13 protein-coding genes are annotated in these 10,726 nt (G+C 37.8%); 7 read left to right on the forward strand and 6 right to left on the reverse strand.

The annotated features are described in order from the left end of the window. Window positions 1-91: 91 nt before the first annotated feature. From CVD27_RS24245 to ispG, 3 genes are all read left to right on the forward strand, one after another. Window positions 92-859, forward strand: a complete 768-nt coding sequence (locus tag CVD27_RS24245; RefSeq protein ID WP_101651245.1) for a DUF1189 domain-containing protein — start codon at window positions 92-94, stop codon at window positions 857-859. An 89-nt stretch (window positions 860-948) separates the two neighbouring features. After that, the gene (locus CVD27_RS24250; RefSeq protein WP_101651247.1) at window positions 949-1,281 is read left to right on the forward strand and encodes a hypothetical protein; all 333 of its coding nucleotides are present in this window, start codon (window positions 949-951) and stop codon (window positions 1,279-1,281) included. 146 nt (window positions 1,282-1,427) lie between these two features. Beyond that, window positions 1,428-2,585 carry a flavodoxin-dependent (E)-4-hydroxy-3-methylbut-2-enyl-diphosphate synthase gene (gene ispG / locus CVD27_RS24255; RefSeq protein ID WP_257984477.1) on the forward strand — a complete coding sequence of 386 codons (1,158 nt, stop codon included), beginning with the start codon at window positions 1,428-1,430 and terminating at the stop codon, window positions 2,583-2,585. A 56-nt stretch (window positions 2,586-2,641) separates the two neighbouring features. Here the strand turns inward: ispG and CVD27_RS28925 are convergent, their stop codons facing one another. Continuing rightward, the gene (locus CVD27_RS28925) at window positions 2,642-3,025 is read right to left on the reverse strand and encodes a hypothetical protein (RefSeq protein ID WP_374703104.1); all 384 of its coding nucleotides are present in this window, start codon (window positions 3,023-3,025) and stop codon (window positions 2,642-2,644) included. Between the two features lie 302 nt (window positions 3,026-3,327). On the opposite strand from CVD27_RS28925, the gene CVD27_RS24265 reads away from it, so the two are divergent. Beyond that, entirely contained in the window at window positions 3,328-3,921 is a 594-nt protein-coding gene (locus CVD27_RS24265) for a 5' nucleotidase, NT5C type (RefSeq protein ID WP_101651251.1), read from the forward strand. A 14-nt stretch (window positions 3,922-3,935) separates the two neighbouring features. Here the strand turns inward: CVD27_RS24265 and CVD27_RS24270 are convergent, their stop codons facing one another. From CVD27_RS24270 to CVD27_RS24280, 3 genes are read right to left on the reverse strand one after another with little or no spacing between them, the layout of a single operon-like run. After that, window positions 3,936-4,346, reverse strand: coding sequence for a Fur family transcriptional regulator (locus CVD27_RS24270; protein WP_101651253.1), 411 nt, complete (start codon window positions 4,344-4,346; stop codon window positions 3,936-3,938). Continuing rightward, window positions 4,343-5,194: a metal ABC transporter permease gene (locus tag CVD27_RS24275; protein ID WP_101651255.1), complete on the reverse strand. Its 852-nt coding sequence runs from the start codon at window positions 5,192-5,194 to the stop codon at window positions 4,343-4,345. Before CVD27_RS24275 ends, CVD27_RS24270 begins: the two co-directional genes overlap by 4 nt. Continuing rightward, window positions 5,191-5,973, reverse strand: a complete 783-nt coding sequence (locus CVD27_RS24280) for a metal ABC transporter ATP-binding protein (protein ID WP_101651257.1) — start codon at window positions 5,971-5,973, stop codon at window positions 5,191-5,193. Before CVD27_RS24280 ends, CVD27_RS24275 begins: the two co-directional genes overlap by 4 nt. A 160-nt stretch (window positions 5,974-6,133) precedes the next feature. Between CVD27_RS24280 and CVD27_RS24285 the strand changes: the two genes are divergently transcribed. After that, on the forward strand, window positions 6,134-6,391 hold the full coding sequence (locus tag CVD27_RS24285) for a DUF2624 domain-containing protein (RefSeq protein WP_101651259.1): 258 nt from the start codon (window positions 6,134-6,136) through the stop codon (window positions 6,389-6,391). 29 nt (window positions 6,392-6,420) lie between these two features. Here CVD27_RS24285 and CVD27_RS24290 read toward each other — a convergent pair whose 3' ends face one another. Both CVD27_RS24290 and CVD27_RS24295 read right to left on the reverse strand, forming a co-directional pair. Then, window positions 6,421-7,314, reverse strand: a complete 894-nt coding sequence (locus tag CVD27_RS24290; RefSeq protein ID WP_101651261.1) for a deoxyribonuclease IV — start codon at window positions 7,312-7,314, stop codon at window positions 6,421-6,423. Window positions 7,315-7,338: 24 nt separating this feature from the next. Further along, complete coding sequence (locus tag CVD27_RS24295) at window positions 7,339-8,655, reverse strand: DEAD/DEAH box helicase (protein ID WP_101651263.1); 1,317 nt, start codon at window positions 8,653-8,655, stop codon at window positions 7,339-7,341. Between the two features lie 256 nt (window positions 8,656-8,911). Here CVD27_RS24295 and CVD27_RS24300 point away from each other — a divergent pair, with 256 nt between their 5' ends. Beyond that, complete coding sequence (locus tag CVD27_RS24300; RefSeq protein WP_257984474.1) at window positions 8,912-9,586, forward strand: YqfQ family protein; 675 nt, start codon at window positions 8,912-8,914, stop codon at window positions 9,584-9,586. A gap of 178 nt (window positions 9,587-9,764) precedes the next feature. After that, a complete protein-coding gene (locus CVD27_RS24305; protein ID WP_101651265.1) occupies window positions 9,765-10,712 on the forward strand; it encodes a 4-hydroxy-3-methylbut-2-enyl diphosphate reductase in 948 nt (315 codons plus the stop codon). The last annotated feature ends 14 nt before the right edge of the window (window positions 10,713-10,726 follow it).

Genomic DNA, 10,726 nt, shown 5'->3' on the forward strand with positions numbered 1-10,726 from the left:
CAAGCTACAATAGAATTTGAGTTCATGTTCTGTTTTCTACTATGAACTGCAAACTAAATTTAAATTTGTTTTACTTTAAAGGTGGTTATTTATGAATATCTTCAAACAATTTTATAAAAGTATCTATTCTCCAAGGGATATTGCTTTATTTCGCTTTCAGGGAATCGGCAAAACAATTTTTTATGTATTTTTCTTAACGTTCATCTCCATCCTTCCATCCATTATTTATTTTAGTACGGCACTAACACAGGGGATTGACGCTGCAAAATCGATTTTAAAAGACCAGGCTCCTGCTTTTTCGATTAAAAACGGCCAGCTGATTGCTAAAACTGAGGTGCCTATTACCATTAACAAAGGGAATTTTACCATTATTTTTGATCCTACTGGTGCAATTTCAGAAGATGATGTTGCAGATGAAGGAAATGCTTTCGCTTTATTAAAGGATGAATTTGCCTTATCCTCTGCAGGCAGGGTTGAAAGCTATCCATATTCGATGATGAATGATATACATATTACCAATAGCGATTTGTTCAATTTTGTTGATACAATCGAAGGAATGAAAGGAATTATTATTCCGGTTGTATCATTATTTATATATGTATTCTCAAGTGCTGCAAGTTTCATTGAAGTATCTATTTTAGCCTTAATAGGTTTAGCTTTAAAAGGTAACAGAAGGCTTAATTACAGGCAATTGTGGAGAATGGCAGCGTATAGTGAAACATTGCCTACTCTATTTTTTACCATTATGACGGCTATTCAAACCACCGTGCCTAACAGTTTCCTTATTAATTGGTTTGTTGTAATCATCGTGTTATACCTTGCTATTAAGGAAGTCCCAAAACCGAAAAATGAACAATAAAAACGTCCTTCAGCGGACGTTTTTTTGTTCTAATCTAATGTGGACAAGCATACGAATGTACAAACATCCCTAACTTGGAGGCTTGTCCCGTGAAAAAATTATTCGGCTTTCTACTAGCAATCTTAGTTATATACGTTATTTATTACGATCTTACAGTCGGCACCCTTCCAACCTCCTCCCCTCAGCAAGTTGACGCTAAGGTTGAAAAATCTGCTCCACCTGCCAAAACAGGTATACCATCTTTTGATGCAGAGGTAAAACCAGGCGATACCGTTATATCTATTGTTGAGCATAGAATAAATAAATCACTTCCTGTGTCCATCCAAGACTTAATTGAAGACTTTCAAGCATTGAATAGTGGAAGGACTCCTGAAAAAATTCAAATTGGTTCTACATATCATTTTCCAGATTACTCAAAATAAAGAGGATAGTCGTTAATCTTGTCAAAAATAGCAAATGGCTGATAAAATAAGATGAACCTCTAATCATGTTGTTCTATTCAATGATTATGGTTTGTGAGAACATTAAGAGTACAGTCCCGTAAACTCGGGCAATAAATCGGATTTATCTGGATTCGAATCCATATTTAAAGGAGAGCGAATTACACGTGAGTGAAATAATACATCGCACCAAAACACGGCCAATTAAAGTAGGAAATTTAACGATTGGCGGAAACAATGAAATTATTATTCAAAGTATGACCACAACGAAAACCCATGATGTCGAAGCAACTGTTGCTGAAATAAAACGATTGGAAGAAGCAGGATGCCAAATTGTCCGGGTAGCTTGTCCGGATGAACGTGCTGCAAATGCAATTTCAGAAATTAAAAAAAGAATTAATATACCTCTCGTAGTTGATATTCATTTTGATTATAAATTAGCACTAAAGGCAATAGAAGGCGGTGCCGATAAAATTCGGATTAACCCAGGAAATATTGGTAAACGAGAAAAGGTTGAAGCAGTAGTTAAAGCTGCTAAAGAACGTGGGATTCCTATTCGCATTGGGGTAAATGCAGGATCACTTGAAAAGAAAATCCTAGAAAAATATGGGTATCCTACAGCAGATGGTATGGTGGAAAGTGCTCTTCATCATATCAAAATCCTTGAAGACTTAGATTTCCATGATATTATTGTTTCCATGAAGGCCTCTGATGTTAATCTTGCTATCGAGGCTTATGAGAAAGCTGCCCGTGCTTTCGATTATCCATTACACTTAGGGATTACAGAATCAGGCACTCTATTCTCAGGTACTGTAAAAAGTGCTGCCGGATTAGGAGCAATTATCAGTAAAGGAATCGGAAACACACTACGTATTTCCTTGAGTGCAGACCCTGTAGAAGAAGTTAAAGTTGCCCGTGAGCTTTTAAAAGTATTTGGTCTTTCTTCTAATGCGGCCACACTGATCTCTTGCCCAACTTGTGGAAGAATTGAAATTGACCTTATTTCTATAGCAAATGAAGTAGAGGAATATATTTCAAAGATCAAAGCACCAATTAAGGTTTCAGTCTTAGGCTGTGCAGTAAATGGTCCTGGTGAAGCCCGTGAAGCGGATATCGGCATTGCTGGCGCCCGCGGGGAAGGATTGTTGTTTAGAAAAGGTGAAATTGTCCGTAAGGTTCCTGAAGCCCAAATGGTCGAAGAGCTAAAAAAAGAAATCGACCAAGTCGCTGAAGAGTATTTCCTAAAAAAAGCGGAAGAAGAAAAGTTAAGTAATAAAAGTAAGTAAATCAAACAAAAACCCGGTAGTGGCTACCGGGTTTCTTTTTGCTCCTGCGCAGTCTGTTAAAAGAACGGAAGAATAAAGATGCCGACAATAATTGATATTGCTCCAATACCAATCGCCCAAGCACCAAGGCCTTCTGCACCCCTTCTTCTTGCTACGAATCCTAACACAATTCCTGCAGCACCAAACAGTATAGGCATTACAAACAGTGATAAAATTGATAACGCTAAGGCAAGGACACCCATCCCTGTTCCTGCGGCAGCTCCAGTCTGTTGCTGCTGCGCATTTGTTTGATTATTGCGTAATGTAACAGGAACAGGTGCAGCGATCTCTGCTGCTGATTCTTCTCTATATCGAGAAGAACGGATAGGTACAGATGCACCAATTTCAGGAGTATTCTCCGACTTCTTTAAGGAGTAAGAAGTTTTAATTGGCTCTGCCACTTCTGAAGCTGTTTCTTCCCTATATGCTGAAGGAGAATTTGGTATATCTTCTCCAATAATAGGTCCTCGAAGCGCTTCTTGCACTTTCGTGTCTCTTTCATCTGCCATCCTAATCCCTCACTTTCAGTAATAGGAGCATTTATTATTGTGGACTACCTGACGGTTTTTAGTATGTTAATGTTTGTCTAAAATAGTTATTTATATGAAATACGGTAATATTACTACTAAAAATAACCCTTTATTGTTGTCAGGTCTTTGGTACAATATAAAGAGAACTTAACCACAACGAAGGGGACGATGGAATGAGAAGATTTGGTATTGATATAGATGGCACCGTTACCTCCCCTGCCTCACTGCTTCCATTTATTAACAGGGCATTTAAGTTAAATATTTTATATGAAGATGTTAATCAGTACGAGTTGACACCTTTTGTGAATGTGCCTGAAAAGGAATTTGCACAATGGTTCACGGAAAATGAACCGATTATCTACAAAGGCTCTCCTCCGGCACAAGGCGCAATTGACGTATTAAATAAATGGAAACAGACACATGAACTTTTTTTCATAAGTGCACGTGGACCTCATTTACTTGATGTAACAGAGGAATGGTTTTTTCAGAATGGATTAACCTTTCACCATATTGAATTAATCGGTTCACATGATAAGGTGGAAACTGCCAAAAAACATAAAGTTGATGTTTTCTTTGAGGATAAACATGATAATGCCGTCATGATTCATGAGGAATGCCGAATTCCAGTTATTCTTTTTGATACCCCTTATAACCAGGATCCGATACCAGAGGGTGTTATCCGTGTGAAGAATTGGAACGAGGCATATGATTGGGTTGAGAATTGGTTAAAGAAACATGAAACCGTACGTAAAAAACAGCTTGTGTAATCACAAGCTGTTTTTTAATGGCACTCAGGACATCTTCCATAGATTTCAAATTTATGCCCAGAAATATCATATCCTTTTAAATTTTCACTTAATCCGTCCATTGGGCAGGTTTCAATTTCTTTCGTTTTTCCACAGTCTAAGCAGATAAAATGATGATGATGGTGATTTCTTGAGCAGGTAAAACGGAAGTGTTTTTCCCCAGATAACTCAGTCATTTCTAGAATACCCATACTTACAAATAACGAAAGGTTTCGATAAATGGTATCAAAGCTTAAGCCTGGATAATCATCTTTTAACAAGTCCAGAACATCCTTCGCCGTTAAGTATTTGTCACTATCTGCGAATAGTTGCAGCATATCTTCTCTTTTACCTGTCTGCTTGAAACCATTTTCTTTTAAGTATTGTATGGCTTCATTCACATTCACTTAGCTCCACCTCCTAATGCACGGGCTGACTTTTTGTATAGGATAGCTATTAATAAGATGAGTACTGCAATCATAACAATCGTCCCACCTGGAGCAAGATCAAGATAATAGGCCGTAAAAAGGCCCCCTAATACAGACAGTTCACCAAAAATAACTGATAAATAAATGGTCTGTTTGAAACCTTTAGCAACGCGAATACTTGCTGCCACTGGCAATGTCATTAAAGAGGAAACCAATAATATTCCAACTATTCTCATTGAAGCAGCAATTACAAGAGCTACCATTACAATAAAAATGAAGTGAATACTTTTTGCAGGTATTCCTGAGGCTTTGGCATGTTCCTCATCAAAGGAAAGTAAAAATAGTTCTTTATACAATAGAATAATTAATAATATGACCAAAATACTAATAATAAGGATAACCCATAAATCAGTTCTGCTGACCGCAGATACACTTCCAAACAAATAACTGAATAAGTCGGTATTAAATCCATTTGCAAGTGAAATAAAAATTACACTTAATCCAATTCCACCTGACATGATGATTGGGATAGCTAATTCCTGATAGTGTTTATAAACTCCTCTCAATTTTTCAATAAACAAGGAACCCCCTACAGAAAAAACCATTCCCATATAAAGCGGGTTTAAGCCAGCCAGGAAAGCAAATTTATTTTCAACCAGCAGACTTGCTGCAATACCTGCCAATGTAACATGGCTTAATGCATCCGCAATTAATGATAACCGCCTAACGACAATAAATACACCCAATAACGGGGCAAGAACACCTATCATAATTCCTGTAAGAAAGGCATTCTGTAAAAACTCATAATGAAAAATACCTTGAATCAATTTTTAACGCCTCCATGTTCATGTTCATGGTTATGGGCGAGGACATGAACATCATGACCATAAACTTTAGACAATCCATTCATATTACTAAGTTGTTCAAATTCTTCTGTATCCCCATGAAAATGTAAATGTTTATTTAAACAGGCAACATGTGTCACCTTATCTGAAATGGTTCCTATATCATGAGTAACCAATAATAGCGTGATCCCTCTGTTGGTATTTAAGTCTGCAAGCATTTGGTAGAAAGAATGAACATTTTCCGCATCCACTCCAACTGTAGGTTCATCCAATATCAATAAATTAGGCTCACTTACAAGCGCACGAGCAATAAATACCCTTTGCTGCTGTCCCCCAGAAAGCTCACCAATATTCCTATGACTAAACGCCTTCATCCCTACTGCCTCTAATGCATCGGAAACCTTCTGTTTGTCTTCTTTTTTTAGAAAGTTAAACAGACCCAGTTTTTTGGTCAATCCGCTCGATACTACTTCAAATACTGTAGCAGGGAATCCGGTATTGAAGGAGTTTGCCTTTTGAGAAACATAACCGATTTTTTGCCAATCTTTAAATTTACTTATTTCTTGACCAAATAAATAAATGTTCCCTTTTTGCAGCCTCAATAATCCTAAAATTAATTTTAACAAGGTTGATTTACCTGAACCGTTGGGCCCCACTATAGCCAGAAAGGATCCATCCGGTATGGTTATGTTAATATCTTCAAGAACACTATCTTTTTCATATCTATAGAAAAGATCTTTTATTTCAATAATGGCTTGCATATTTTACACTCTCACTTTTAATTATAAGAATCATTCCGATTTAACTTCAAGTAGTATACAATAGGAATATCCAATTGTAAAGGCTCCAGTCACTTTGCTTTTTAATCCATTGTCACACTCTATTGCCTTCTTCATACATTAGCATGGAGGAGTGATGAGAGTGAAAATATTTGAAAGCATCATTAATCATAAAATCAATACAATCACAGCAGAAGAGCTTGTAAAGTATGGGAATCAGTTTAATATTCCTGTTAGTCTCCAACAGGCAAAAAAGATTGCCGAGTACTTAAGAGGTAAAAACATTAATATATTCGATAATACACAGCGTACTCAATTAGTAAAACAAATAGCTAAAGCAGCTGGACCTGAAACCGCACGAGAAGTTAATAAGCTTTTAATCCAATTTACAAAGCAATAAAAAGCTGTGCTAAAAGCACAGCTTTTTACTTATCCTTGCAAGATTTCATCTAACAGGTTTTCATTAAACACTTGTTCTCGAAGCATGTTGATTTCAAATTTATACGGCGCTTTTTTATTATTTTTGTCTTCACCTACAAAAGGAGTCTCTAAAATCTTAGGAATATCCTGTAATTGTGGATGATGAACCACATAGTTAAGTGCCTTAAATCCGATATGACCAAAACCAATATTCTCGTGGCGGTCTTTTCTCATCCCAACTGAATTTTTACTATCATTGATATGAAGTACCTTAAGCTTGTCTAAGCCAATAATATTGTCAAATTCATTCAAAACACCATCAAAGTCTTCAACAATATTATAACCTGCATCATGTGTATGACACGTATCAAAGCAAACGGATAACTTATCATTATAGGTAACTCCGTTCATAATCATTGCCAGTTCTTCAAAAGATTTTCCGCACTCGGAACCTTTTCCTGCCATAGTTTCTAATGCAATTTGGACCTGTTCCTTACCAGTTAATACTTCATTTAAGCCCTCAATGATTTTTTTAATGCCAAGCTCTGTTCCAGCTCCAACATGAGCCCCTGGATGAAGCACTATTTGTTTCGCTCCTATAGCCTCTGTTCTTTCTATTTCACTACGCAAGAATCTTACTCCTAATTCAAATGTATCCGGATTGGTTGTGTTACCAATATTTATGATGTATGGAGCATGGACCACAATTTCTGTAATCCCATTCAACTCCATATGTTTTCTGCCTGCTTCTATATTCAAGTCTTCAATTTTCTTTCGTCTAGTATTTTGAGGTGCACCCGTATAAATCATAAATGTATTGGCGCCATACGATACTGCTTCAGTACTTGCTGCAAGCAGCATGTCTTTTCCACTCATGGAGACATGTGAGCCGATTTTCAACATTCTAATTCTCTCCCTCATTAATAATTATTTCTTTCTTTTCTCTATCTTTCGCTGACGTTTTTTTATCTTATCCAGTTCCCACTGCATTTTCTTTTTATAACCAGGCTTTACCTTTTGTGGTTTTTTGACCAATGATTTAGCAGTCCGGTCTGCTTCATCTTCTTTTTTTACACGAGTTTTCCGTTTATTTCTATCGTCGATTTCTTCAATCCCCTCATTCTTGAAATCAACATGTTTAAACTGAATACCCATTTTTTCTAAACGGTTTAATGCATCCTCATCGGAATTTTCATAAATGGTAAGGGCAATACCCGAATGACCAGCTCGTGCCGTTCGTCCCACCCTGTGAATATAAAAGTCCAAATCAGTTGGCAGTTCATAATTTATGACATGGCTGACGCCTTCAATATCAATTCCTCTTGATGCCAGATCGGTAGCAACAATATACTGATACTCTAGGTCTTGTATTTGTTTCATCATTTTTTTACGTTCCCGAGGGCTTAAATCACCATGGACCCGGCCGACTTTTAATCCCTTTTCGTTTAAGAAATAGGCAACCTCTTCTGCCATTTTTTTTGTATTTGTAAAAACAATGGCTAGATATGGATTATAAGCAAGCAATGCATCATGGACCAGCTGTTTTTTATTTCGGTGTCTGGATGGTAATAAGTATTGAATTAAATTCTCGGCTGCTTTTCTTTTGGAATCAATCTGGACCGTCTTTGGGTTTTCCATATATTTCTTCAAAAATGGTTTCAACTTTTCCGGAATGGTGGCAGAAAACACTAGCATTTGGAGTTTCTCTGGCATTTTGGCTGCAACCTGATCGACATCTTCAATGAATCCCATATCAAGCATCATATCCGCCTCATCAACAACAAGAATGTTGGATGTATGGATAAATAAGGCCTGCTCCACCATGAGATCTTTAATTCTCCCAGGAGTACCCACAACGATTTGCGGCTGTACCTTTAATTTTTCAATCGTCCGCTGCTTATCCGTTCCACCAATATAGCATCTAGTCATTATTTGACTTTCAGGACTGCAATGTTCAGTAACCTTCAGTATTTGATGATATATTTGCGAGGCTAATTCTCTTGTTGGCGCAGTAATAACCGCCTGAACTTCTTGCCGAGCAGGATCAATCCCCTCCAGTATTGGTAAAACATAGGCAAATGTTTTTCCTGTCCCAGTTTGGGATTGTCCGATGGCACTTTCTCCTTTTAAAACTAATGGGATCATCCGTTCCTGAATTTCTGTAGGCTCAAAAAAGCCAAATTGGTTCAGTGCTTCTATGATAAAAGGCTGAAACTTAAAACGTTCAAATTGATTTGCTCTCATAAAATAGCTCCTTATTGTTATTAATCATATTTATGGAGTAGTACTTCCTCAGTTTTACATCCTGCTCTATTTCCATCATGTTATTATAGTAAAATTTCACCTAAATAACCAGTTAACTTTCCTTTTTATTCACAGCTTTTACTTTTTAGGCAAATTTTAAAACGAAAATTAATTTTTCTCTGTGTGTAAAACCTAAACCAAATTTGGATTTATGCATATTTTAATGTATTAAGTCATACTGGAAGGAGGTCATGGAATGCAGCCAAGACCAAGAATGCCCTTTAACGGCGGCGGAATGGGCCCACAGATGTTCGGAGGCGGTGGTCCAATGATGGGGCCTGGGGGGCCCTCTTTCGGAAGGAACCCTATGATGATGAGGCCGCCAACTGGACCATTCGGCGGAGGAAACCAAATGATGGGTGCAAGGATGGGATCTGGACCGATGAATCGAGCTGGCGGAGGCATACTCTCTAGACTGCTTGGAAGAGGGACTCAAGCAAGTGCACCAGGCGGAATGATGGGATTAGGCCGAGCTGGCGGAGCCGGAGTGCCAGGATTAGGCAGAGCAGCTGGAGGCGGAGGCGGGTTATTGCAATCCTTAAGCAATCCTGGAGGATTAACCGGAATCTTAAACAATACCCAGCAAGTCTTAAAGACGGCACAGTCAATCGGACCAATGATCCAACAGTACGGTCCAATGGTAAAAAATATACCTGCTATGTGGAAGCTATATAGAGGATTTAAAAATGCCACAAAAGACACAGATTCATCCAATAAAGATACAAAAACTCAATCAGCCTTAGAAGAATCTTCCAGCAGCGAAAGTACGGAATCGTCAACTTCCAATCAGCAAACCAACCGAAATGAAATCCAAAAGGAACGTTCCGTAAAATCACAAAAAGGCAGTTCCGTACCAAAGATGTATATTTAATTTTACCAGAATGCTGCAGCCCAGCATTCTTTTATTTTTCCAATAATTTTAAAGGAAAAATGTATCTTTGTATTATATCTATTAGTTTTATATAATAAATACATAGACTAACAGAAAAGCCTTTAAGTTAGCTGCTTAGTATAAGTAAATCAAAGTTCAATTAGGGGGACTTTTTCCTATGCAAATTATAAAAATATCACCACGCGGTTACTGCTATGGTGTTGTTGATGCCATGGTCATTGCAAGAAATGCCGCTTTAGATAAAACACTGCCTCGTCCAATCTACATTTTAGGAATGATTGTTCATAATAAACATGTAACTGATGCCTTTGCTGAGGAAGGTATTATCACTCTTGACGGTAAAAATCGGATGGATATCCTCGAAAAGGTGGATTCAGGGACTGTTATATTTACCGCCCATGGCATTTCTCCAGAAGTACGTGAACTTGCCAAAAAGAAGGGTCTGGTTGCCATTGATGCCACTTGCCCAGATGTAACCAGAACACATGATTTGATTGAGGAAAAAACCAAGCAAGGCTACCAAGTCATTTATATTGGGAAAAAAGGGCACCCAGAGCCTGAAGGAGCAGTTGGTGTTGCACCAGATATGGTTCAATTAGTAGAAACCCCTGCTGATGTTGAAGCATTAACCGTTCAAAGTGATAAACTCATCGTTACTAACCAGACTACCATGAGCCAATGGGATGTTTCTGATACAATGAAAAAGGTACAAGAAAAATATCCGCATGTAGAAGTATACAATGAAATTTGCCATGCGACACAAATCCGTCAGGAAGCAGTGGCGGGACAAGCAACAGAAGCGGACGTTACCATTGTTGTTGGAGACCCAAAAAGTAATAACTCAAATCGCCTTGCTCAGGTTTCAGAGGATATTGCCGGAACAAAAGCCTATCGTATCGCGGATATATCCGAATTAGAAATTGATTGGATAAAAGATGCCAAGACAGTTGCCGTAACATCCGGTGCTTCTACACCAACCCCAATCACCAAGGAAGTCATCTCATTCCTTGAGCAATTTGATCCAAATAATGAATTGACGTGGGAACGCCGAAAACAAGTTCAATTAAACAAAATTCTTCCAAGAGTCAAAAGCACTGATAAGTAAATCAGAAAAGCGCA

Source organism: Neobacillus cucumis, from assembly GCF_002860255.1.
Classification (GTDB): Bacteria; Bacillota; Bacilli; order Bacillales; family Cytobacillaceae; genus Neobacillus; species Neobacillus cucumis_A.

Excerpts from the sequence above, each read along its gene's own strand:
- CVD27_RS24295 (WP_101651263.1), bottom strand. The coding sequence starts at position 8,655 with ATGAGAGCAAATCAATTTGAACGTTTTAAGTTTCAGCCTTTTATCATA.
- CVD27_RS24290 (WP_101651261.1), bottom strand. The coding sequence starts at position 7,314 with ATGTTGAAAATCGGCTCACATGTCTCCATGAGTGGAAAAGACATGCTG.
- CVD27_RS24280 (WP_101651257.1), bottom strand. The coding sequence starts at position 5,973 with ATGCAAGCCATTATTGAAATAAAAGATCTTTTCTATAGATATGAAAAA.
- CVD27_RS24300 (WP_257984474.1), top strand. The coding sequence starts at position 8,912 with ATGCAGCCAAGACCAAGAATGCCCTTTAACGGCGGCGGAATGGGCCCA.
- CVD27_RS24305 (WP_101651265.1), top strand. The coding sequence starts at position 9,765 with ATGCAAATTATAAAAATATCACCACGCGGTTACTGCTATGGTGTTGTT.
- CVD27_RS24245 (WP_101651245.1), top strand. The coding sequence starts at position 92 with ATGAATATCTTCAAACAATTTTATAAAAGTATCTATTCTCCAAGGGAT.
- CVD27_RS24265 (WP_101651251.1), top strand. The coding sequence starts at position 3,328 with ATGAGAAGATTTGGTATTGATATAGATGGCACCGTTACCTCCCCTGCC.